Origin of the sequence: Enterobacter sp. DTU_2021_1002640_1_SI_PRY_ASU_LCPMC_013 (assembly GCF_032389435.1) — a bacterium.
GTDB classification, from domain to species: Bacteria; Pseudomonadota; Gammaproteobacteria; order Enterobacterales; family Enterobacteriaceae; genus Enterobacter; species Enterobacter hormaechei_C.
The window spans coordinates 2,564,258-2,587,598 of sequence record NZ_CP135594.1 but is presented as its reverse complement, the minus strand read 5'-3'; the positions used below and the strand labels follow the sequence as shown (position 1 = coordinate 2,587,598).

Genomic DNA, 23,341 nt, shown 5'->3' with positions numbered 1-23,341 from the left:
CTAGCGTAACGGCAGTAAGGGCACGATGTGTCCGTTGTGGCGGGCTGGCGGAGAGTGACTTTCCGCCAGCCATTTCGGAAATTCGCGCAGCGGCATTGGCCGCGCATACAAGTACCCCTGCAAAATATGTACGCTGTGACGGCGCAGGTAGCGTGACTGCTCCTCGGTTTCCACCCCTTCCGCAACCAGTTCAATATTCAGCCGCTGACCCAGCGCAATAATAATATCCGTTACCGTTGAGTTCACGGCGTCGGTGCCGATCGCGGTGGTGAAGGATTTATCAATTTTCAGCACATCCGGATGCAGTTTTTCTAGCCATGAAAGTGAGCTGTTGCCGGTACCAAAATCATCAATCGCAAGTTTCACCCCTTTGCGGTGCAGCTCCCGCACTATGCGGTAATCCACATCCAGCAACGCATCGCGTTCGGTTAACTCCACGATCAACTGTTGAACAGGGCTGGCGTTAAACCAGATGCGGTTGAGATCCTGGATCAGCGCAGCGCGGCGAAAATGGCTGGCGGCCACGTTAATGCCGATATGGAAATCGCGCGAGGCCGGGAAATAGCCTATCTGCCGCACCGTTTCGCTGATGACGTAGCGGGTAAGTGGAACAATCAGGTTATGTTCTTCGGCCAGAGGGATAAAGACATCGGGCGAAATCCATCCCTGACGCGGGTTGTTCCAGCGCAGGAGGATCTCGACGCCGACGCATTCCCGGGTGCGGGCATTCACCAGCGGCTGGCAGAAGAGCTCAAACTCCCTGGCCGCAATTCCCATATTGATTTCCCAGGTGAAACTGATGCGCCGCGCGGTGGCGAGCCAGGCGATATAGCCCATCAGTAAGCTGAGCATTAACGCCAGCGGCAGCTGGGTGGGCAGATTTTTTAACGCCATTTCGCCAGGCCCGGGGCCGCTCACCGTGACGCTGAAAGGGTAATGTTGTGACGATTGTTCCAGCAGGGAGGCGTTTTCATCGAAGGTCGGCGTAGTCGTCACCTGTTGCCCGTCGCGGAGGAAGTTATCTCCCACTCTCAGGACAACGTCGGTGATCTGCGGCCGCTGCGGCTCGAGAATCATTTTAGTGATGAGATCGATATTCACCACCTCCATCACCCCGTCGTTGCCGTCGCTCGCGAGGGGAGACCACTGAATCAGTACCGGGCTGCCTTTTACCAGCCACCGATCGGTCAGCAGCAACAGCCTGGATTCACTGACCGGCAGCTCCGGCACAAACTCACTGACGGGCACATTACGGCTGCCAAAGACGCTTGAGCAATACAGTATTCCGTCTTGAATGAGGGTGATGGAGCGTACGGTCTGGAGGATCGCCGCCTGTTTTCGCAGGATCAGATTTGCTTCGGAACAGGGTATGCCAACCAGTGAAAGTAGCGTTTCCCGCTGGGCCTCTAACGAAAGAAGCACCTTATCAAGCGCATGCACGGTGTGGTGGGTAAAGTCGTGGATCCGATCCTGATTTATGTTGCGCTGTGAAATAAAGCGAATACCCAGCGTCAGGACGAGCGTAACGAGCGCAACCGTGACACAGACGATAACGCGTTTTCGGCGATAGTCTTTAATGATCGTTTGTGCAGTTTGCATGAACGGTCGCCTGTTAAGCACCGGCCGGAAAAGCCAGACGCAACAGTGACAGTGTAGTGGGGAATACGTGAAGCGACGAGACGAGAGGGGAAAATTCGCCCATCCGTTGCAGATGGGCGAAAGGAAAGCTTAGTCGCACTGCACCTTAATGGCCAGACCGCCGCGCGAGGTCTCACGGTACTTCGCGTTCATGTCCTTGCCGGTTTCGTACATAGTTTCAATAACCTTATCCAGCGACACGCGTGGCTCGCTGGTACGGCGCATCGCCATACGTGAGGCGTTGATCGCTTTGACGGAGGCGATGGCGTTACGCTCAATGCACGGCACCTGCACCTGGCCGGCAACCGGGTCACAGGTCAGACCGAGGTTGTGCTCCATGCCGATTTCCGCCGCCACGCACACCTGCTCAGGGCTGGCGCCCAGCAGTTCCGCCAGACCCGCTGCTGCCATAGAGCAGGCCACGCCCACTTCACCCTGACAGCCCACTTCAGCACCGGAGATGGACGCATTCATCTTGTACAGCGTGCCGATAGCACCTGCCGCGAGGAAATAACGGATATAGATGTCCGGCGTCACGGGCTCAATAAAGTGATCGTAATAGGCCAGCACCGCCGGAACGATACCGCACGCGCCGTTTGTCGGCGCCGTCACGACGCGACCACCCGCTGCGTTCTCTTCGTTAACCGCGAGGGCAAACATGTTCACCCAGTCGACCACGTTCATTGGGTCATTGGAGAACTTGTCGGTAGTGACCAGCATGCGGCGCAGAGCAGAGGCACGACGCGGCACGCGCAGTGGCCCAGGCAGAACACCCTCGGTGTTCATCCCGCGGTCAATACAGGCGCGCATGGTTTGCCACACGTTAGCAAAATAGTCTTCGATCTCTTTCTTGCTGTGCAGCGCCAGTTCGTTCTGCATCACCATGCCTGACAGGGACAGACCGGTCTCTTTGCAGTAGCCCAGCATCTCGGTGGCCGATTTAAACGGATAGGGCACATTGACGTCGCCCGCACTCTCTTTACCAAAGTGTTCTTCGTCAACGATAAAGCCGCCGCCGATGGAGTAGTAAGTTTTGCTGTAGATCTCTTTTTCGCCACTCCAGGCGTGGATGGTCATGCCGTTTTCATGCAGCGGCAGGTTGTCGCTACGAAAACGCATCCCGTCATCCTGCGGGAAGTCCACTTCGTGCTGGCCGTTAGCCAGCAGCAAACGACCGCGCGTTTCCACGTCGCGGATAAATGCCGGAATGGCATCAATATCAACTGTGTCCGGCATATTGCCCGCCAGACCCATAATAATGGCGATATCGGTGTGGTGGCCTTTACCCGTTAATGACAGTGAACCGTAAACGTCTACGGCGACACGGGTAACGCTTTCCAGTAATCCTTTTTCGACCAGATCATCGACGAACTGTTTACCGGCCTTCATCGGCCCTACAGTGTGGGAAGAAGATGGACCAATCCCCACTTTGAACATGTCGAATATACTAATCACTTTCACACTCCTGACAGGGTTACTGGGGTTCCAGTAACGATGTTATAACTGCGCATAGTGTAAGAGGGAACACCAACCTCGGCTTAACTATTCACATGAATTAAACTAATGGTTAACGATGGTTTTGCTAATAGCGCGACGCCGATCGCAAACCTGCCAGAAAAGGGTGGAATGTAAAGTATAGTCAAGGCTTCAGGCCGATTTGCAGGGCCAGCTCACGAATGATGCCTGCCGTCATGCCCCAGACAAAATAATGCTGATACCACGACAGCCAGACCCGATGATCGTGTCCGCGGCGGTGAATATCCAGCGGGTGATAGCGACCCAGACGAAGGGCCTCTTCCAGCGGCATTTCGAATACCGCTGAAACTTCATCGACGCTGGCGTGATACTGAAGATCGGGCGGAATAATGCCAACGACCGGCGTGACCTGAAAACCGGTTACGCTGTCCACTGGCGGCAGCACGCCGATCACCTCGACCGCCTCCGGGGGGATCGCCACTTCCTCATGCGCTTCGCGCAGTGCGGCGGCAATCAGGGATGCATCGGTGCTGTCCACCGCGCCGCCCGGGAACGCAACCTGACCGGCGTGTTTTCGCATATGCGGTGAGCGCTGGGTAAGCAACAGACCCGGCTGCTCACGACGCACGACCGGGATCAGCACCGCCGCCTGACGTTGATTCAGCGTGGCGCGGTTAACCTGGGGCCGCAGAAGCTGAAAGCGCGACAGAAAATCATCCAGCGTCAGGTTGTCTTTCTTCACCGTGAGTTCTCCAGTTGTTTCAGGATACGATTCACTTTATCAAAGGTTTCCTGATATTCCGCCTCCGCCTGGCTGTCGGCCACAATGCCACCGCCTGCGGAACAGTACAGGTTACCGTCGCAGGCCGTCAGGGTGCGAATAGTGATGCTGGTATCCATGGTGCCGCACAGACTCACATAGCCGATGCTGCCGCACCAGGCGTTGCGGCGATGCGGTTCCAGTTCGTCGATGATCTCCATCGCCCGGACCTTCGGCGCGCCGGTAATGGAGCCGCCCGGAAACGCGGCGCGGAGCAGATCGCAGGCGGTTCGCGAGGCCGGCAGACGTGCGGTGATGGTGCTGACCAGATGATGCACCGCCGGGAATGGCTCCACGACGAACAGCTCCGGCACGCGCACGCTGCCCGGCTCGGCGACGCGGCCAATATCATTGCGCATCAGATCGACAATCATCAGGTTTTCAGCGCGATCTTTCGGCGAGGCCGCCAGCGTCTCCGCCTGCTGACGGTCGGCGTCGGCATCCGCAAGGCGCGGCAGGGTGCCCTTTATCGGGCGGGTCTGAATCATACCGTCAGCCAGGTGAATAAAACGCTCAGGCGAAAGGCTGAGGATGGCGCCGTGTTCAAGGCGTAAAAATGCGCTGAACGGGGCCTTATTGCTGGCATTGAGGCGGGTAAACGCCTGCCATTCGTCTCCCTCGTATGCCGCCTGGAAACGCTGGGCGAGGTTGACCTGATAACAGTCGCCGCTGTGAAGATACGCCTGCACGCGGGAGAATTTTTCCGCGTATTCCTCCGCGCTCATGTTCGAGCGCCAGCCGGAGGTTAGCATAAAGCGTTCCGGGGCGGCGGGCCGTTGCGCCTCAAGCCAGGCCAGACGCGCCTGCACGTCCCGGTGGCTTAGCAGAGAAACCGTCTGCTTACGGTGATCCACGATCAGCGCCCAGTCATACAGCCCCACCGCCATATCCGGCAGGGAAATATCCGCCTGCGCATGCTCGGGCAGCTTTTCGAAACGGCGACCCAGATCGTAACCAAACAGGCCCAGCGCGCCCCCCTGGAAAGGCAGATCCGGATCCGGTGTGGCAGATAAGCCCAGAGCATGGATCTCGTTCTGGAGCCGCATCAGCGGATCGTCCGTTGGCGACAGCGCATCGGTCGTCAGCGTTTTAACCGGGTCGGCCACCAGAATGTCAAAGCGGCTGTAGGGATGATCCGCATGCCCGGAGTGCAGGAGCATCGCAAAAGGCAGGTGGCTCAGACGGGCAAACCAGAACTCGGCGGCGTCTGCACGCCAGGGCAAGGTCATAACAGTGGGGAAGCGCATGTTCATGTATGGCATACTACCGGGCAGCGTGAAATAATTAGCGCGAATAATTTAGCAGGAGTTAACGATGTTTGCAGGTTTACCTTCTCTCAGCCATGACCAACAGCAGAAAGCCGTTGAACGTATTCAGGAGCTGATGTCCCAGGGGATGAGCAGCGGACAGGCAATTTCCCAGGTCGCGGAAGAACTTCGCGCCACCCATACCGGCGAGCGGATCGTGGCGCGCTTTGAGGATGAAGATGAAGAATAACCGGCTTACACTGCCGCGATAATCTTGATCTCAACCTTATATTCCGGTTTCATCAGCGTGGCCTGTACGGTGCAGCGTACAGGCGCGTGACCCGCCACCACCCACGCATCCCAGGCTTTATTCATCGCCGCGAAATCGTCTTTATTCGCCAGAAAAATCGTCGCATCCAGAATGCGGGATTTGTCGCTGCCCTGTTTTTCCAGTACGGCGTCGATCTGCGCCAGGGTGTTGGCGGTCTGCTCGAAGGCGTCGGCGTGCAGATTGGCAGGGACGCCGGTGTAGTACAGCGTCTGGTTGTGGATCACCACATCAGACCAGCGGGCTTCGGCATCAATGCGCGTAATTGTCATAAACATATCCTCGTTATCTTTCGTCGTCAGGCGGCAAGACTGCCATAATGTTCCGCCGTCGTCACTATTTGGGGTGGCACCGGAGAGAAGGGGCTGACATAATCCCTGTGCAAAAATACAGTGAGAGAACACCGTGGCAGACGATTTTTCCCCAGAAGGTCAGTTAGCACAGGCTATTCCCGGCTTTAAACCGCGCGAACCCCAACGTCAGATGGCGCATGCCGTCGCGCACGCCATCGACAAGGCGCAGCCGCTGGTCGTGGAGGCCGGCACCGGTACGGGGAAAACGTATGCTTACCTCGCTCCTGCGCTGCGGGCGAAAAAGAAGGTGATCATCTCTACGGGATCAAAAGCGCTCCAGGATCAGCTCTACAGCCGCGATTTACCCACGGTGGCGAAAGCGCTGAAATACAAAGGGCGTCTGGCCTTGCTGAAAGGGCGCTCTAACTACCTGTGTCTGGAGCGTCTCGAACAGCAGGCGCTGGCGGGCGGCGACCTGCCGGTACAAACCCTGAGCGATGTGATCGTCCTGCGCGCCTGGGCCAACCAGACGGAGGAGGGCGACATCAGCACCTGCGCGAGCGTGCCGGAAGACTCCCCGGCCTGGCCGCTGGTGACCAGCACCAATGACAACTGCCTCGGCAGCGACTGCCCGCTGTATAAAGACTGTTTTGTGGTGAAAGCGCGTAAAACCGCGATGGACGCCGACGTGGTGGTGGTGAACCATCACCTGTTTCTTGCGGATATGGTGGTCAAGGACAGTGGTTTCGGCGAGCTGATCCCGGAGGCGGAGGTGATGATCTTCGATGAAGCCCATCAGCTACCGGACATCGCCAGCCAGTATTTTGGTCAGTCGCTCTCCAGCCGTCAGCTTCAGGATCTGGCGAAAGATATTACCATTGCCTATCGCACCGAACTCAAAGATACCCAGCAGTTGCAGAAGTGCGCGGACCGCCTGGCGCAATGCGCACAGGATTTCCGCTTACAGCTTGGCGAGCCGGGCTATCGCGGCAACCTGCGCGAACTGCTCGCAGACAAAAATATCCAGCGCGCGCTGCTGCTGCTCGATGATGCCCTTGAACTCTGTTACGACGTGGCGAAGCTGTCCCTCGGACGTTCAGCGCTGCTCGACGCCGCTTTCGAGCGCGCCACGCTCTACCGTGGGCGGCTGAAGCGGCTGAAAGAGATCAACCAGCCGGGCTACAGCTACTGGTACGAATGTACCTCGCGCCACTTCACCCTGGCGCTCACGCCGCTGACCGTTGCTGATAAATTCAAAGAGGTGATGGCGCAAAAGCCCGGCACCTGGGTCTTTACCTCGGCCACGCTGTCGGTCAATGACGATCTGCACCACTTTACCGAGCGCCTCGGCATTGAGCAGGCGGAATCCCTGCTTCTGCCGAGTCCGTTCGACTATGAGAAACAGGCGCTGCTGTGCGTGCCGCGCAATCTGCCGCTGCCTAACCAGCCGGGCGCGGCGCGCCATCTGGCGGCCATGCTGAAGCCGATGATTGAGGCTAACAACGGGCGCTGCTTTATGCTCTGCACCTCACACGCCATGATGCGCGATCTGGCCGAGCAGTTCCGCGCCACCATGACGCTACCGGTGCTGTTGCAGGGGGAAACCAGTAAAGGCCAGCTGCTCCAGCAGTTTGTCAGCGCCGGTAATGCCCTGCTGGTGGCGACCAGCAGCTTCTGGGAAGGGGTGGACGTGCGCGGCGATACGCTCTCGCTGGTGATTATCGATAAGCTGCCGTTCACATCGCCGGACGATCCGCTCCTGAAGGCGCGCATGGAGGATTGCCGTCTGCGCGGGGGCGATCCGTTCGACGACGTCCAGCTGCCGGACGCGGTCATCACGCTTAAACAGGGGGTAGGGCGACTGATCCGCGACGTCACCGACCGCGGGGTGCTGGTGATCTGCGACAACCGCCTGGTGATGCGTCCCTACGGCGCGACCTTCCTCGCCAGCCTGCCGCCCGCGCCGCGCACGCGGGATATTAAACGCGCTGTCCGCTTCCTGGCGAACCCGACGGCGGAGTAATTCTTCCCGGAGTGTGTTAAGATGCGCGCCATTTTGTGACTGACCATTGCGAGAGCGCGACGACTGATGCGAATTCTGGCTATTGATACCGCGACAGAGGCCTGTTCCGTTGCCCTGTGGAACGACGGTACGACTTTTGCTCATTTCGAAGAGTGCCCACGGGAACACACCCAACGTATTCTGCCCCTGGTAAAAACCATTTTAACCGAGGGCAACACCGCCCTGACTGACCTCGACGCGCTGGCCTACGGCCGTGGTCCGGGCAGCTTTACGGGCGTACGTATCGGGATTGGCATTGCGCAGGGGCTGGCGCTGGGCGCTGACCTGCCGATGATCGGCGTCTCAACGCTTGCGACCATGGCTCAGGGCGCCTGGCGCATGACCGGCGCCACCCGCGTGCTGGCTGCAATTGATGCCCGCATGGGGGAAGTCTACTGGGCGGAGTACACCCGTGACGAAAACGGCGTCTGGCACGGCGAAGAGACGGAAGCGGTGCTTAAACCTGAAGCCGTCACCGGGCGCCTGAAACAGCTCTCCGGTGAGTGGGCGACGGTCGGAACCGGCTGGCCAGCATGGCCTGAGATGGCGAAGGACACCGGCCTTACGCTGGTGGACGGTAACATGCTCCTGCCCGCCGCAGAAGATATGCTGCCGATTGCCTGTCAGCTACTTGCCGCAGGAAAAACCGTGGCGGTTGAACATGCTGAACCGGTTTATTTACGAAACACCGTCGCGTGGAAGAAACTTCCTGGCCGCGAGTGAATCTCAGTAACAGGAACTGAGAAAAAGGAGTCGCATCATGGCGGTTCAGACTAAAGTTGTACGCTTTCTTATGGCAGGCGCGGTTGCCATAGCACTGAGCGGGTGCGTCACCGTTCCTGATGCGATCAAGGGCACCAGCCCGACGCCACAGCAGGATCTGGTACGCGTGATGAATGCCCCGGAGCTGTATGTCGGGCAGGAAGCGCGGTTTGGCGGCAAGGTGGTTGAAGTGCTAAACCAGCAGGGGAAAACCCAGCTGGAGATTGCCACTGTCCCGCTGGATGACGGCGCGCGGCCTGTTCTGGGTGAAGCCTCGCGCGGGCGGATCTACGCTGACGTCAGCGGCTTCCTCGATCCGGTAGATTTCCGCGGGCAGCTGGTAACCGTCGTCGGGCCGATTACCGGTTCGGTGGCGGGGAAAATCGGCAATACGCCATACAAATTTATGACCATGCAGGTGAACGGCTACAAACGCTGGCGTATCGCCCAGCAGGTGGTGATGCCGCCACAGCCAATCGATCCGTGGATGTGGGGACCGCATCCGTATCGTTACGGCTACGGTGGCTGGGGTTGGTACAATCCAGGCCCTGCACAGGTTCAAACAATCGTAACTGAGTAACTTACTGTTATTGTTAGGAAAGAGACAGCGGCTCAGCCGCTGTCTCTGTTTTTTTACGGATAAAACGAAAAAAAAGAGTGACGCGCTTCGCAACCTGCAATCTGAACAATTAATAAACTGGTACGCTGAGTTAATATAATGTTAACAAACTGTTTATTATCGGGGCTGTGATGACGACGAACACTCATTTCAGAGGTGATGCATTGAAAAAGGTTTGGCTTAACCGTTATCCCGCGGATGTCCCTGCGGAGATCAATCCTGACCGTTATCAATCCCTGATTGAATTATTTGAGCACTCGGTACGGCGCTACGCTGACCAGCCTGCATTTGTGAATATGGGCGAAGTGATGACCTTCCGTAAGCTGGAAGAGCGCAGCCGGGCGTTTGCAGCCTATTTACAGGAAGGGTTGGGCTTGCAGAAAGGGGATCGCGTCGCGCTGATGATGCCAAACCTGCTGCAATACCCGGTGGCGCTGTTCGGGATCCTCAGGGCAGGGATGATCGTGGTTAACGTTAACCCGCTCTATACCCCGCGCGAGCTGGAACATCAGTTGAATGACAGCGGCGCGGCGGCGATTGTGATTGTCTCCAACTTTGCCCACACGCTGGAAAAAGTCGTTGAAAGAACCCAGGTTAAACACGTCATCCTGACGCGCATGGGCGACCAGCTCTCTACCGCGAAAGGTACGCTGGTCAACTTTGTCGTTAAATACGTTAAGCGGCTGGTGCCGAAATACCATCTGCCGGATGCCATCTCCTTCCGCCGCGCCCTGCATGCGGGCTACCGGATGCAGTACGTGAAGCCGGAGATCGTGTCCGAGGATCTGGCATTTCTGCAATACACGGGCGGCACCACCGGCGTGGCGAAAGGGGCGATGCTGACCCACCGAAATATGCTGGCGAACCTTGAGCAGGTTAATGCCACCTACGGGCCGCTGCTGCACCCGGGCAAGGAGCTGGTGATCACCGCGCTTCCGCTGTATCACATTTTTGCGCTGACCATGAACTGCCTGCTGTTTATTGAGCTTGGCGGTCAAAACGTATTGATCACCAACCCGCGCGACATTCCGGGGCTGGTCAAAGAGCTGGCGAAATACCCGTTCACCGCCATGACCGGCGTGAACACCCTGTTTAACGCGCTGCTTAACAATAAAGAGTTCCAGCAGCTCGATTTCTCCACGCTGCACCTCTCTGCGGGTGGCGGGATGCCGGTTCAGCAGGCGGTTGCCGAGCGCTGGGTGAAACTCACCGGGCAGTATCTGCTGGAAGGCTATGGCCTGACGGAGTGCGCCCCGCTGGTCAGCGTTAACCCGCATGATATCGACTATCACAGCGGCAGTATCGGTCTGCCGGTCCCGTCGACGGAAGCAAAACTAGTAGATGATGAGGATAACGAAGTGCCTCACGGCGAGCCAGGAGAGCTGTGCGTCAGAGGGCCGCAGGTGATGCTGGGCTACTGGCAACGACCGGATGCCACGGATGAGATCATCAAAGACGGCTGGCTGCACACGGGCGACATCGCGGTGATGGATGACGAAGGCTTCCTGCGCATCGTCGATCGCAAGAAAGATATGATCCTGGTGTCAGGGTTCAACGTCTATCCGAACGAAATCGAAGACGTGGTGATGCAGCACAGCGGCGTGCTGGAAGTGGCGGCGGTGGGCGTTCCTTCCGGCAGCAGCGGTGAAGCGGTGAAGATATTTGTGGTCAAGAAAGATCCTTCTCTGACCGAGGATGCGCTGATAACGTTTTGTCGCCGTCAGCTGACGGGCTATAAAGTGCCGAAGCTGGTGGAATTCCGGGATGAGCTGCCGAAATCCAACGTCGGGAAGATATTACGACGAGAATTACGTGACGAAGCCCGTGCCAAAGTGGACAATAAGGCCTGAGCTTCACGTTAATCGCCCAGACGCCGGTTAATCCGGCGTTTTTTATGGGCGCAAACAAAAGAGAGTCCGATTTGAATTACCAGATGATCACTACCAACGACGAGCTGGCTTCGCTGTGCGAGGTGACGCGTGAATTTCCCGCTATCGCCCTGGATACGGAATTTGTCCGCACCCGAACGTACTATCCGCAGCTGGGTCTGATTCAGATGTATGACGGCAAACACGTGTCGTTGATTGACCCCCTCGGCATTACCGACTGGGCACCAATGCGCGAGCTGTTGCTGGATACCGCCGTGACCAAATATCTGCACGCGGGCAGTGAAGATCTGGAAGTATTTCTCAACACCTTTGGCATCATGCCGCAGCCGCTGATTGATACCCAGATCCTCGCGGCGTTCAGCGGTCGTCCGCTCTCCTGGGGTTTTGCGGCGATGGTGGAAGAGTACACCGGTCTGACGCTGGATAAGAGCGAATCGCGTACCGACTGGCTCGCGCGTCCGCTGACGGCGCGTCAGCTTGAATACGCCGCGGCAGACGTCTTTTATCTTCTTCCAATTGCCGGCCAGCTCATGAAAGAGGCTGAGGCGTCCGGTTGGCTGTCTGCCGCACTGGACGAGTGCCGCATGACGCAGCAGCGTCGCCAGGAAGTGGTTGATCCGAAAGAAGCCTGGCGTGACATCACCAACGCCTGGCAGCTGCGCACCCGTCAACTGGCCTGTCTGCAATTGCTGGCTGACTGGCGTCTGCGTAAAGCGCGTGAGCGCGATCTGGCGGTTAACTTCGTGGTGCGTGAAGAACACCTGTGGGCGGTGGCGCGCTATATGCCGGGTAGCCTTGGTGAGCTGGACAGCATTGGCCTTTCCGGAAGTGAGATCCGTTTCCACGGTAAAACGCTGCTCGCGATGGTAGAGAAAGCTCAGCAGCTGCCGGAGGACGCACTGCCAGAACAGCTGCTTAACCTGATGGATATGCCGGGCTACCGCAAGGCGTTCAAAGATATCAAAGCGCTGGTGCAGACGGTGGCGGGGGAAAGCAAACTGAGTGCCGAACTGCTGGCTTCACGTCGTCAGATTAACCAGCTGCTGAACTGGCACTGGAAGTTGAAACCGCAAAATGGTTTACCGGAACTGGTCGCCGGATGGCGGGGGGAACTGATGGCCGAACGCCTGAACACCCTGCTGGAAGGGTATCCACGCTAAAGAATTGTAGCCCCGGTAAGCGCAGCGCCACCGGGGAAATTGCCGGGCGGCGCGATGCTTACCCGGCCTACAAAACCACAAACGGATTAACGCGACTCTTCCGCTTCCGGAAGCGTCACGTTCAGCTCCAGAATCGAAATATCCCCGTCTTTTTGCTCCAGCTGAACGGTGACCATTTCCGGGTCAATCTGCACGTATTTGCAGATCACTTCCAGAATGTCTTTGCGCAGCTGCGGCAGGTAGTGCGGTTCGGCGTCGCTACGACGACGTTCCGCCACAATGATTTGCAGACGTTCTTTTGCGATGTTGGCGGTGCTTTTTTTCCGCGAGAGAAAAAAGTCCAGTAATGCCATAACTTATCCTCCGAACAGGCGTTTGAGGAAACCTTTCTTCTCTTCATCAATGAAGCGGAAAGGACGTTCTTCTCCCAGCAGACGGTCAACGGTATCCGCATACGCTTTACCTGCGTCTGCCTGTGTATCCAGGATCACGGGCTCGCCCTGGTTAGAGGCGCGCAACACGGACTGATCTTCCGGGATCACGCCAACCAGTTTGATGCGCAGGATCTCCAGCACGTCTTCCATGCTCAGCATGTCACCTTTGTTCACCCGGCCCGGGTTGTAGCGGGTCAGCAGCAGGTGCTCTTTGATTGGCTCCTGGCCATTTTCCGCACGGCGGGATTTCGAGGCCAGAATGCCGAGAATACGGTCGGAGTCACGTACTGACGAGACTTCCGGGTTGGTGGTGATGATGGCTTCATCCGCGAAGTAGAGCGCCATCAGCGCGCCGGTTTCGATACCGGCCGGGGAGTCGCAGACCACGAAGTCGAACTCCATCTTTTTCAGATCGTCGAGCACCTTTTCCACGCCTTCGCGAGTCAGCGCGTCTTTATCACGGGTCTGAGACGCCGGAAGAATGTAGAGGTTCTCGGTACGCTTATCTTTAATCAGCGCCTGGTTCAGCGTGGCATCGCCCTGAATGACGTTCACAAAGTCATACACCACGCGACGCTCGCAACCCATGATCAGGTCCAGGTTACGCAGACCGATATCGAAGTCGATTACGACGGTTTTCTTTCCCTTCTGGGCCAAACCAGTAGCGATGGCCGCGCTGGAGGTGGTCTTGCCAACGCCTCCTTTACCCGAAGTCACAACAATAATGCGTGCCATAGAAATTCCTTGTTAAAAGGGATCAATTTAACGGTTGAACGGTCAAAGCGTTATCTGCCAGTTGCAGACGGGCCGCTTTGCCATAAAATTCGGCTGGGATTTTATCGCTCAGCCAATATTCACCTGCGATAGACACCAGTTCTGCCGTCAGGTGAGTACAAAAAATTTGTGCTTCTCGATCGCCGCTGGCGCCCGCAAGCGCACGCCCACGCATCATACCGTAAACGTGAATATTGCCATCTGCAATCAGTTCTGCGCCCGCACTGACGTGGCTTGTAACAATCAGATCACAGTTTGGCGCATAAATGCGCTGACCGGAACGAACCGGCAGATCAATCAATCGCGTTTTTGTGACTGGGGCTACATTTTGCGCCGGAGGCGGGGGAGCGGGAACGGTTGCAGGCGTTGCACGCGGGGCTTTTTCTTTGCCCTCGTTTAACAAGGGCAAACCCGCGCGTTCAATTTCGGCTTTTAACTCTGCGTCTTTGCAGCCGCTAATACCCACGATGCGCAACCCCGTGGAGACGACGGCCTGCTGGAGTCGCTTCCAGTTAACCGGCCCCTCAAGGTCGCTTACATTGACGACGACAGGAGCATGCTTAAGAAAAGCGGGAGCCTGCGCGATTTTGTCTTCTAACGCCTGACGAATAACCTCGGGTTTTGCATCATGCAAATGAACCACTGATAAGGTGAAGCTACTGCCTTTAAGCTCGATGGGCGTATTTGACATCCTGGCCTTACTCAATTTGCTATTAACCGCAACACATCGCCGCGATATTCCGAAGAGTATCAGGCATGTTATAGTCAGGAGTATATTGAGGCAAGCAACCACCCATTAATTCAGAGTAAAAACATGTTTTGTGTGATCTACAGAAGTACCAGCCGCGACCGGACCTACCTTTATGTCGAAAAGAAAGACGATTTTTCCCGCGTGCCTGAAGAATTAATGAAAAGCTTTGGCCGACCGCAGCTGGCGATGCTGCTGCCGCTGGACGGTCGTAAGAAGCTGGTGAACGCCGATCTTGAGAAAGTCAAAAAGGCGTTAATCGAGCAGGGCTATTATTTACAGCTTCCGCCGCCACCGGAGAATTTATTAAAACAGCACCTTGAGCTGAGCGGAAAGAAATAAGCCCGGGTCCTTCCGGGAACAACTCATCAACCGATTAGGGGTCGACCATGTATCAACATCATAACTGGCAAGGTGCATTACTGGATTATCCCGTCAGCAAAGTGGTCTGCGTGGGCAGCAACTATGCAAAACATATTCAGGAGATGGGCAGCGCCGTGCCGGAAGAGCCGGTTCTGTTTATTAAGCCAGAAACCGCACTGTGCGATATTCGCCAGCCGCTGGTTCTGCCGCAGGGACTGGGTTCGGTGCATCATGAAGTGGAGCTGGCGGTGCTGATCGGCGCGACGCTGCGCCAGGCAACCGAAGAGCATGTAGAGAAAGCGATTGCGGGTTACGGTGTCGCGCTCGACCTGACGCTGCGTGACGTCCAGGGCAAAATGAAGAAAGCGGGGCAGCCGTGGGAAAAAGCCAAGGGTTTTGATAATTCATGCCCGATTTCCGGTTTCGTTCCGGTGAGTGAATTTACCGACGATCCGCAGAACACGCCGCTCAGCCTGAAGGTCAACGGCGAGATCCGCCAGCAGGGAACAACCGCTGACATGATCCATAAGATCGTTCCGCTGATCGCCTACATGAGCCGCTTCTTCACCCTGAAACCTGGCGACGTGATCCTCACCGGCACTCCGGAAGGTGTGGGGCCGCTGCTTGGCGGCGACGAACTGGACGTCAGTTTTAACGGCCTGTCGCTGAAAACCCGCGTGCTGTAAAAGCACCTTGCCGCCTGAAAAGGGCGGCAAAACTTGCATCAACGTGCCAGACTCGTTATAAGGTGCGCTCTATTTTGACGTGTGGACATCCTGATGAACGACATTCCTTTCTGGCAAAGCAAAACTCTCGACGACATGACCGACGCGGAGTGGGAATCGTTGTGTGACGGCTGCGGGCAGTGCTGCCTGCATAAGCTGATGGATGAAGATTCGGACGAGATCTATTTCACCAACGTAGCCTGCAAGCAGTTAAACATCAAAACCTGCCAGTGCCGCAACTATGAGCGCCGTTTCGAATATGAGCCGGACTGCATCAAGTTAACCCGTGAAAATCTGCCGACCTTTGAGTGGCTGCCGCATACCTGCGCGTATCGCCTGCTGGCGGAAGGAAAAGATCTGCCGACATGGCATCCGCTGTTGACGGGGTCGAAAGCGGCGATGCACGGCGAACGTATTTCCGTGCGCCACATTGCGGTGAAAGAGTCCGAGGTGCGCGACTGGGAAGACCACATTATGAATCACCCTAATCGGTGATAATAAAAAACCCGCCGAGGCGGGTTTTTTATTATGCGCAATCTTGTCGGGTGGCGCTGCGCTTACCCGACCTACAAAACTGACGTTGCCGTTTTGCTTTTACCTTCCAAAAAGATCGCGTTTCTTTGGTTTGAACGGCTGGGCAATCAGCACCAGCAACGCCACCACAAAGTAGGCGACAAAAATGCCCACCAGCCACTGCGGCATCTCCAGCGTCAGGAATTCCCACTGGCGTACAGAGCAGTCACCGGAGGCCACAAACACCTGCGGCAGCCATTTATCCAGCGGCAGCCAGCTCGGGAAGCGGGCGGCAAAATCGCAGGTCATAAACGGCGACGGGTGAAGCTGCATCTGGGTGTGCTCCCAGGCAAGCGCAATCCCTTTCCCGGCGCTGTACAGCCAGATGGCAATTGCCGCATAGCGTAACGGTGATTTGGGTGCAATCGCACCTACCAGACCCGCGCCCATAATGCCGAACAGCGCACAACGCTCATAAATACACAGTACGCAAGGTTTCAGCCCCATCACATGCTGAAACCACAGCGCGACCATTTCCAGCGCAAAGGCGGTCAGGGCCATCAACAACCACGCTCCGCGACCGCGTGAGCACTGGTTCAAAAATCGCAACATAATCATTTCCCTGGAACATGCTTAGACAGCGCAGTGTAAACGAATTTTAATGCGCCGCAAGTATACCTGCTTGCAATAACCATTGCGTACAGGGAACGAGAGTAATTTTGATGCACAGCAAACCAACCAGGGTAAGCACCAGCGTATACGGCAGCGCCATCCAGACCATTCTTCCATAAGAAAGTCGTATGAGTGGTGCCAGCGCCGAGGTCAGCAGGAAGAGGAATGCCGCCTGACCGTTCGGGGTTGCCACGGAGGGGAGGTTGGTTCCGGTGTTGATCGCCACCGCCAGCAGTTCGAACTGTTCACTGCTGACAATCCCTTGCTCCATCGCGGCTTTGGCCTCATTGATGTATACCGTCCCGACAAAGACGTTATCGGATATAGAGGACAACAGACCGTTAAACAAATAGAACAGCGTTAGCTGCGAATCTGGCGTAGCCTGAAGCACAAATGCGATGATCGGCGCGAACAGATGTTGGTCAATAATCACCGCCACGACGGCGAAAAACACCGCCAGCAGGGCGGTAAACGGCAGCGCTTCGGTAAAGGCTTTTCCGATAGCATGTTCGTCCGTAACGCCACCCAGGCTGGTTGCAAGGATAATTACCGACAGGCCAATCAGCCCCACCTCGGCAAGGTGGAAGGCCAGCGCAGCGATAAGCCACACGCCGATAAAACCCTGTGCAATCAGGCGCAGCGTCTCCTGGCGCGTGCGTTGTTTGCGGCTCTGCTCGTCAAACTTATGCAGCTCCTGGCGGACCTGCTCGGGTAACTTCGCGCCATACCCAAAGAGGTTGAATTTTTCGACCAGCACACAGGTTGCTAACCCGCAGACCAGCACGGGCACGCTGACCGGCGCCATGCGCAGGAAAAATTCGCCAAAATGCCACTCAGCCGCTTTGGCGATAATCAGGTTTTGCGGCTCCCCGACCATGGTCATCACGCCGCCCAGCGCCGTCCCCACGCCCGCATGCATCATCAGACTGCGCAGAAACGCGCGGAACTGTTCCAGCACATCGCGGTTGTGCGCCTCAACGTGGCTGTCGTCCTGCAAGTTATCGCCAGGACGAGACGAGGCCACCCGGTGGTAAATCCCGTAAAAGCCCACGGCGACGCTGATCACCACCGCCACGACCGTCAGCGCATCCAGGAAGGCAGAGAGGAAGGCCGCGGCGAGGCAAAACGCCAGCGAGAGCAGCGTTTTCGACGGAATGCTCAGCAGCAAACGGGTGAAGATAAACAGCAGAAGCTGCTTCATAAAGTAGATCCCCGCCACCATGAAGATCAGCAGCAGCAGGACTTCAAGATTCGACGCTATCTCGTTTTTAACATGCTCCGCGCTGGTCATTCCGATGACCACGGCTTCCAGCGCCAGCAGCCCGCCGGGCAACAGCGGATAGCACTTCAGCGCCATCGCCAGGGTAAAGATAAACTCGGCGACCAACATCCACCCGGCAACGAAGGGATCCAGCAAAAAGATAACGGGATTAACGACCAGGAATACCAGTAAAGTAAGTTTGTACCAGTCAGGTGACTGACCTAAAAAGTTGCGCCACAGCGCGCGCCCAAATGAAATTTCCACGACAGACGTCCTTTACCCGTCAAATAAGACAAGACATCAGTATACGCAAAAATGGCGGCAGAGCGGGGGATTAAGCCATTTGTAAATTTCATAAAAATGAAACGGCGATCCCTCTTTTCTGTCTCTGCTGCGCTATCTGCCTCTGCGCGCCTCTGGTATGATGAGTGCAATTTGCTAAAGCTGTGTAATGGAAATCTCACTATGGTCATTAAGGCGCAGAGCCCGGCGGGTTTCGCGGAAGAGTACATCATTGAAAGCATCTGGAATAATCGTTTCCCTGCGGGATCAATTCTACCTGCTGAACGCGAACTCTCTGAACTGATTGGCGTCACCCGTACCACGCTGCGAGAAGTGCTCCAGCGTCTGGCGCGCGATGGCTGGTTGACGATACAGCATGGCAAACCCACTAAGGTGAACAACTTCTGGGAAACGTCCGGGCTGAACATTCTGGAAACGCTGGCGCGTCTCGACCACGAAAGCGTACCGCAGCTGATTGATAATCTGCTTTCCGTGCGCACCAACATCGCCACCATTTTCATCCGCACCGCGTTTCGTCAGCATCCTGAAGATGCGCTGAAAGTGCTTGCCACCGCTAATGAGGTGGAAGACCACGCGGATGCCTTTGCGACCCTGGATTACAATGTGTTCCGCGGTCTGGCGTTTGCTTCCGGCAATCCGGTTTACGGTCTGATCCTGAATGGAATGAAAGGGTTATATACGCGCATTGGTCGTCACTACTTTGCTAACCCTGAAGCCCGCAGCCTGGCGCTCGGCTTCTACCATAAACTGAGCAAACTCTGCACCGAAGGGCTGCACGATCAGGTCTATGAAACGGTGCGTCGTTACGGCCACGACTCCGGTGAAATCTGGCACCGGATGCAGAAAACGCTGCCGGGCGATCTGGCGATTCAGGGCCGGTAAAAGAAAAAACCTCTCGATTGAGAGGTTTTTTTTCGCCCGGTGGCGCTTTGCTTACCGGGCCTACAAAACCCGTAGGCCGGGTAAGGCGTAGCCGCCACCCGGCAACAAACTACAGCGTATTCAACCGCGCCGGACACCGGTCCAGCAGCTCCACGCTGCCATCTTCGTTCTGCTGCTCCAGCAACACGTCAAATCCCCACAGGCGATGCACATGCTTCAGCACTTCCTTACGCCCCTTATCCAGCGGCGCGCGGTTGTGCGGAATATAGCGCAACGTCAGGGAGCGGTCGCCGCGCAGATCCACGTTCCAGACCTGAAGGTTCGGTTCAAGATTACTCAGGTTGTACTGGGATGACAGGCGCGAGCGGATCTCGCGATAACCCTCTTCGTTGTGGATCGCGGAGATCTCCAGGTAGTTGTTGCGGTCATCATCCAGTACGGTGAAGAAGCGGAAATCACGCATGATCTTCGGCGACATGAACTGGCTGATAAAGCTTTCATCCTTAAAATCACGCATCGCGAAGTGCAGCGTTTCCAGCCAGTCGGAACCGGCAATATCCGGGAACCAGTATTTGTCCTCTTCGGTGGGCGACTGACAAATACGCTTGATATCCTGGAACATGGCAAAGCCGAGCGCGTACGGGTTAATGCCGCTGTACCACGGGCTGTTATATGCCGGCTGGAATACCACGTTGGTGTGGCTGTGCAGAAACTCCATCATAAACCGCTCGGTGACTTTTCCTTCGTCGTACAGGTGGTTAAGAATGGTGTAGTGCCAGAAGGTCGCCCAGCCTTCGTTCATCACCTGGGTCTGCTTCTGCGGATAGAAATACTGGCTCACCTTGCGCACGATGCGCAGGATCTCACGCTGCCACGGCTCCAGCAGCGGGGCGTTTTTCTCCATAAAGTACAGCAGGTTTTCCTGCGGCTCGGAAGGGTAGCGACGCGCCTCGGCGACGGTTTTCTCCTCTTCACGTTTCGGCAGGGTGCGCCACAGCATATTCACCTGGCTTTGCAGATACTCCTCGCGGCTCTTCTGCCGGGCTTTCTCTTCCTGCAATGAGATCTTCTGCGGGCGCTTATAGCGGTCAACGCCGTAGTTCATCAGCGCGTGGCAGGAGTCCAGCAGCTTCTCCACCTCGTCCACGCCGTAGCGCTCTTCGCAGTCGGTAATGTATTTGCGGGCGAAGATCAGGTAATCGACGATGGAGCTGGCGTCCGTCCAGCTGCGGAACAGATAGTTATTTTTGAAGAACGAGTTATGTCCATAGCAGGCGTGCGCCATCACCAGCGCCTGCATGGTAATGGTGTTCTCCTCCATCAGATAGGCAATACACGGGTTAGAGTTAATGACGATTTCATACGCCAGTCCCTGCTGCCCGTGCTTATACAGCCGCTCTGTCTCAATGAATTTTTTGCCAAACGACCAGTGCGGATAGTTAATTGGCATCCCGACGCTGGAGTAAGCGTCCATCATCTGTTCCGAGGTGATGACTTCAATCTGATGGGGATAGGTATCCAGACGATAGAGTTTGGCCACCCGGTCGATCTCCGCCAGGTAGACATCCAGCAACTCGAAGGTCCAGTCGGGTCCATCGCTCAGACGGGTGCTGTCCCTGGACATGGAATCTAGTGTAGCCATTAGCGCGCCCTCGTTGTTGGTCGCTCTCTCTGACTGGAGAGCCTCCTTTCAAGCATAGATCACCCCATTCAAATACGCGGGGCGCAGAAATTTTTTCTTTGCGATTTCGCGTTTTCGATACGGCAAAAAAAGCGGTGCCTACAGAATTTTCTACTGGTTAAAAATAACGCGCAGCAGGAGATCCCAAATAAGCGCCATCCCCTGATACAGCGGGATATGTGAGTTGAGTCACCATAAAAAAGTCATATGTTGAATAATATTTTCAACTAGGTTATCAATCTGTAATTAGATGATTGTTCTTTTGCTCATAATGGAGTGGCTATGCGTGTTGTCATACTGGGAAGTGGTGTCGTTGGCGTAACCAGCGCCTGGTATTTAAGTCAGGCGGGACATGAGGTTACCGTTATCGATCGCGAATCCGGTCCGGCGCTGGAAACCAGCGCGGCGAATGCGGGGCAAATCTCTCCGGGCTACGCTGCGCCGTGGGCGGCCCCGGGCGTTCCGCTGAAGGCGATCAAATGGATGTTTCAGCGACATGCGCCCCTGGCGATAAGTCTTGACGGCACGCAGTTCCAGCTTAAATGGATGTGGCAGATGCTGCGCAACTGCGACACCCGCCACTATATGGAAAACAAGGGGCGTATGGTGCGGCTGGCGGAATACAGCCGCGACTGCCTGAAGGCGCTGCGTGCCTCAACGGGCATTGAATATGAAGGGCGTCAGGGCGGCACGCTTCAGCTGTTCCGTACCGCGCAACAGTACGAAAACGCGACCCGCGATATCGCCGTGCTTGAAGATGCGGGCGTACCGTATCAGCTGCTGGAAGCCAGCCAGCTGGCGCAGGTGGAGCCAGCGCTTGCCGAGGTCGCGCATAAGCTGACGGGCGGTCTGCGTTTACCGAACGATGAAACCGGCGACTGCCAGCTATTCACCCAGCGTCTGGCGCGCATGTGTGAGCAGGCCGGGGTGAAATTCCGTTTCAATACTTCTGTCGACAAACTGCTGTCGGAAGGGGAGAAGATTTACGGCGTGAAGTGTGGGGAAGAGGTGATCAAAGCCGATGCCTACGTGATGGCGTTTGGCTCCTACTCAACCGCGATGCTGAAAGGGATCCTGGATATCCCGGTCTATCCGCTGAAAGGCTACTCCCTGACCATCCCGGTGAAAGAGGACAGCGGCGCGCCGGTCTCGACCATTCTCGATGAAACCTACAAAATCGCCATCACCCGCTTCGATAACCGGATCCGCGTCGGCGGCATGGCGGAAATCGTAGGCTTCAATACCGAGCTGCTCAAACCGCGTCGTGAAACGCTGGAGATGGTCGTGGGCGATCTCTTCCCGCGCGGCGGCTTCATTGAGCAGGCAACGTTCTGGACCGGCCTGCGCCCAATGACCCCGGACGGCACGCCAATTGTGGGCCGTACGCCATATAAAAATCTGTGGACCAACACCGGCCACGGCACGCTTGGCTGGACCATGGCCTGCGGTTCGGGCCAACTGCTGAGCGACCTGATCTCCGGGCGGACGCCGGCAATTCCGTTTGACGATTTGAGCGCCGCACGCTATCAATCAGGGTTTACCCCATCGCGTCCACAACACCTGCACGGCGCGCATAATTAAGGAGTCGTCATGTCCCGTCCCATTCTGGCCCAGCTGGATTTGCAGGCGCTGAAGGATAACCTGCAAATTGTTCGCCGTGCTGCGCCGGGTTCTCGTGTCTGGTCGGTGGTGAAAGCCAACGCCTACGGTCATGGTATCGACCGTATCTGGAGTGCGCTCGGCGGCACCGATGGTTTTGCCTTGCTGAATCTGGAAGAGGCCATCCTGCTGCGCGAGCGCGGCTGGAAAGGACCGATCCTGCTGCTGGAAGGATTCTTTCATGCGCAGGATCTGCCTCTGCTGGATAAGTACCGCCTGACGACCAGCGTTCACAGTAACTGGCAGATCAAGGCCATCCAGGACGCGAAGCTGCATGCCCCGCTGGATATCTATCTCAAAGTGAACAGCGGGATGAACCGTCTGGGCTTCCAGCCTGAACGGGTGCATACGGTCTGGCAGCAGCTTCGTGCGCTGAAAAACGTCGGTGAGATGACGCTGATGGCGCACTTCGCCGATGCGGAAAAGCCGGACGGCATTGCCGATGCCATGGTCCGCATTGAGCAGGCGGCAGAAGGTCTGGACTGTCCGCGCTCGCTGTCGAACTCAGCGGCAACGCTCTGGCATCCCGAGGCGCACTACAACTGGGTACGTCCGGGGATCGTACTGTACGGCGCGTCACCCTCAGGTCAGTGGCAGGATATTGCCAACAGCGGCCTGAAGCCGGTGATGACGTTACGAAGCGAGATTATCGGCGTGCAAACCCTGAAAGCGGGCGATACGGTGGGCTATGGCAGCCGCTATCGGGCAGCAGGTGAACAGCGCATCGGTATCGTGGCGGGGGGCTATGCAGATGGTTATCCGCGCATCGCCCCAAGCGGCACGCCGGTGTGGGTCGATGGCGTGCGCACCGGCACGGTAGGCACCGTTTCCATGGATATGCTGGCCATCGATTTGACGCCGTGTCCCCAGGCGGGGATCGGGTCACCGGTTGAGCTGTGGGGCAACGAGGTTAAAATTGATGATGTGGCCGCTGCGGCGGGCACCGTCGGGTATGAGCTGATGTGCGCGCTGGCGCCAAGAGTGCCTGTTGTGACGGTGTAACATGTGTGTGTGTGTGCCGGGTGGCGGCTT

General features: G+C 56.7%; 23 protein-coding genes. 12 read left to right on the top strand and 11 right to left on the bottom strand.

The window, feature by feature from the left end; translation table 11 throughout:
- From RS584_RS12285 to pabB, 4 genes are all read right to left on the bottom strand, one after another.
- Positions 1 to 1,599: a cyclic diguanylate phosphodiesterase gene (locus RS584_RS12285; RefSeq protein ID WP_315747965.1), complete on the bottom strand. Its 1,599-nt coding sequence runs from the start codon at positions 1,597 to 1,599 to the stop codon at positions 1 to 3.
- A 129-nt stretch (positions 1,600 to 1,728) separates the two neighbouring features.
- Positions 1,729 to 3,093 carry an L-serine ammonia-lyase gene (gene sdaA, locus RS584_RS12280; protein WP_045907225.1) on the bottom strand — a complete coding sequence of 455 codons (1,365 nt, stop codon included), beginning with the start codon at positions 3,091 to 3,093 and terminating at the stop codon, positions 1,729 to 1,731.
- Positions 3,094 to 3,277: 184 nt separating this feature from the next.
- Positions 3,278 to 3,856 (bottom strand): CoA pyrophosphatase, encoded by a 579-nt coding sequence (locus tag RS584_RS12275; RefSeq protein WP_017384324.1) that lies wholly within the window; start codon positions 3,854 to 3,856, stop codon positions 3,278 to 3,280.
- Positions 3,853 to 5,187 (bottom strand): aminodeoxychorismate synthase component 1, encoded by a 1,335-nt coding sequence (pabB, locus tag RS584_RS12270; RefSeq protein WP_017384323.1) that lies wholly within the window; start codon positions 5,185 to 5,187, stop codon positions 3,853 to 3,855. Before pabB ends, RS584_RS12275 begins: the two co-directional genes overlap by 4 nt.
- 61 nt (positions 5,188 to 5,248) lie before the next feature.
- Between pabB and RS584_RS12265 the strand changes: the two genes are divergently transcribed.
- Entirely contained in the window at positions 5,249 to 5,431 is a 183-nt protein-coding gene (locus RS584_RS12265; RefSeq protein WP_003859925.1) for a YoaH family protein, read from the top strand.
- A 5-nt stretch (positions 5,432 to 5,436) separates the two neighbouring features.
- Here RS584_RS12265 and RS584_RS12260 read toward each other — a convergent pair whose 3' ends face one another.
- A complete protein-coding gene (locus RS584_RS12260; RefSeq protein WP_045911200.1) occupies positions 5,437 to 5,781 on the bottom strand; it encodes a RidA family protein in 345 nt (114 codons plus the stop codon).
- Positions 5,782 to 5,914: 133 nt separating this feature from the next.
- Between RS584_RS12260 and RS584_RS12255 the strand changes: the two genes are divergently transcribed.
- The 5 genes from RS584_RS12255 (at position 5,915) to rnd (ending at position 12,294) form a co-directional block, all read left to right on the top strand.
- Complete coding sequence (locus RS584_RS12255; protein ID WP_023303884.1) at positions 5,915 to 7,825, top strand: ATP-dependent DNA helicase; 1,911 nt, start codon at positions 5,915 to 5,917, stop codon at positions 7,823 to 7,825.
- Positions 7,826 to 7,891: 66 nt separating this feature from the next.
- The gene (tsaB, locus tag RS584_RS12250; RefSeq protein ID WP_015570308.1) at positions 7,892 to 8,587 is read left to right on the top strand and encodes a tRNA (adenosine(37)-N6)-threonylcarbamoyltransferase complex dimerization subunit type 1 TsaB; all 696 of its coding nucleotides are present in this window, start codon (positions 7,892 to 7,894) and stop codon (positions 8,585 to 8,587) included.
- Positions 8,588 to 8,624: 37 nt separating this feature from the next.
- Positions 8,625 to 9,206 (top strand): Slp family lipoprotein, encoded by a 582-nt coding sequence (locus RS584_RS12245; protein WP_315747964.1) that lies wholly within the window; start codon positions 8,625 to 8,627, stop codon positions 9,204 to 9,206.
- 203 nt (positions 9,207 to 9,409) lie between these two features.
- A complete protein-coding gene (gene fadD / locus RS584_RS12240) occupies positions 9,410 to 11,095 on the top strand; it encodes a long-chain-fatty-acid--CoA ligase FadD (RefSeq protein ID WP_017693264.1) in 1,686 nt (561 codons plus the stop codon).
- 83 nt (positions 11,096 to 11,178) lie between these two features.
- Positions 11,179 to 12,294 carry a ribonuclease D gene (rnd, locus tag RS584_RS12235; protein WP_315749973.1) on the top strand — a complete coding sequence of 372 codons (1,116 nt, stop codon included), beginning with the start codon at positions 11,179 to 11,181 and terminating at the stop codon, positions 12,292 to 12,294.
- A gap of 86 nt (positions 12,295 to 12,380) precedes the next feature.
- On the opposite strand, the gene minE is transcribed toward rnd, so the two are convergent.
- From minE to minC, 3 genes are read right to left on the bottom strand one after another with little or no spacing between them, the layout of a single operon-like run.
- Positions 12,381 to 12,647, bottom strand: a complete 267-nt coding sequence (gene minE / locus RS584_RS12230) for a cell division topological specificity factor MinE (RefSeq protein ID WP_003859937.1) — start codon at positions 12,645 to 12,647, stop codon at positions 12,381 to 12,383.
- A gap of 3 nt (positions 12,648 to 12,650) precedes the next feature.
- Positions 12,651 to 13,463 carry a septum site-determining protein MinD gene (gene minD / locus RS584_RS12225; protein WP_315747963.1) on the bottom strand — a complete coding sequence of 271 codons (813 nt, stop codon included), beginning with the start codon at positions 13,461 to 13,463 and terminating at the stop codon, positions 12,651 to 12,653.
- Positions 13,464 to 13,485: 22 nt separating this feature from the next.
- A complete protein-coding gene (minC, locus tag RS584_RS12220; RefSeq protein ID WP_015570311.1) occupies positions 13,486 to 14,193 on the bottom strand; it encodes a septum site-determining protein MinC in 708 nt (235 codons plus the stop codon).
- A 123-nt stretch (positions 14,194 to 14,316) separates the two neighbouring features.
- Between minC and RS584_RS12215 the strand changes: the two genes are divergently transcribed.
- The 3 genes from RS584_RS12215 (at position 14,317) to RS584_RS12205 (ending at position 15,833) form a co-directional block, all read left to right on the top strand.
- The gene (locus RS584_RS12215; RefSeq protein WP_315747962.1) at positions 14,317 to 14,592 is read left to right on the top strand and encodes a YcgL domain-containing protein; all 276 of its coding nucleotides are present in this window, start codon (positions 14,317 to 14,319) and stop codon (positions 14,590 to 14,592) included.
- Between the two features lie 47 nt (positions 14,593 to 14,639).
- Positions 14,640 to 15,299, top strand: coding sequence for a fumarylacetoacetate hydrolase family protein (locus RS584_RS12210; protein ID WP_017384317.1), 660 nt, complete (start codon positions 14,640 to 14,642; stop codon positions 15,297 to 15,299).
- A 93-nt stretch (positions 15,300 to 15,392) separates the two neighbouring features.
- Positions 15,393 to 15,833, top strand: a complete 441-nt coding sequence (locus RS584_RS12205; protein WP_015570314.1) for a YcgN family cysteine cluster protein — start codon at positions 15,393 to 15,395, stop codon at positions 15,831 to 15,833.
- Between the two features lie 99 nt (positions 15,834 to 15,932).
- On the opposite strand, the gene dsbB is transcribed toward RS584_RS12205, so the two are convergent.
- Together dsbB and nhaB are read right to left on the bottom strand one after the other, a co-directional pair.
- Positions 15,933 to 16,463 carry a disulfide bond formation protein DsbB gene (dsbB, locus tag RS584_RS12200; protein ID WP_017693268.1) on the bottom strand — a complete coding sequence of 177 codons (531 nt, stop codon included), beginning with the start codon at positions 16,461 to 16,463 and terminating at the stop codon, positions 15,933 to 15,935.
- A gap of 46 nt (positions 16,464 to 16,509) precedes the next feature.
- Positions 16,510 to 18,048, bottom strand: coding sequence for a Na(+)/H(+) antiporter NhaB (nhaB, locus tag RS584_RS12195; RefSeq protein ID WP_196322742.1), 1,539 nt, complete (start codon positions 18,046 to 18,048; stop codon positions 16,510 to 16,512).
- Positions 18,049 to 18,249: 201 nt separating this feature from the next.
- Between nhaB and fadR the strand changes: the two genes are divergently transcribed.
- Positions 18,250 to 18,969, top strand: a complete 720-nt coding sequence (gene fadR, locus RS584_RS12190; RefSeq protein WP_003859951.1) for a fatty acid metabolism transcriptional regulator FadR — start codon at positions 18,250 to 18,252, stop codon at positions 18,967 to 18,969.
- Between the two features lie 109 nt (positions 18,970 to 19,078).
- On the opposite strand, the gene RS584_RS12185 is transcribed toward fadR, so the two are convergent.
- Positions 19,079 to 20,611, bottom strand: a complete 1,533-nt coding sequence (locus RS584_RS12185) for a SpoVR family protein (RefSeq protein ID WP_315747961.1) — start codon at positions 20,609 to 20,611, stop codon at positions 19,079 to 19,081.
- A gap of 321 nt (positions 20,612 to 20,932) precedes the next feature.
- On the opposite strand from RS584_RS12185, the gene RS584_RS12180 reads away from it, so the two are divergent.
- On the top strand, positions 20,933 to 22,231 hold the full coding sequence (locus RS584_RS12180) for a D-amino acid dehydrogenase (protein WP_015570317.1): 1,299 nt from the start codon (positions 20,933 to 20,935) through the stop codon (positions 22,229 to 22,231).
- Between the two features lie 9 nt (positions 22,232 to 22,240).
- Complete coding sequence (gene dadX, locus RS584_RS12175; protein WP_032653929.1) at positions 22,241 to 23,311, top strand: catabolic alanine racemase DadX; 1,071 nt, start codon at positions 22,241 to 22,243, stop codon at positions 23,309 to 23,311.
- Positions 23,312 to 23,341: the final 30 nt, after the last annotated feature.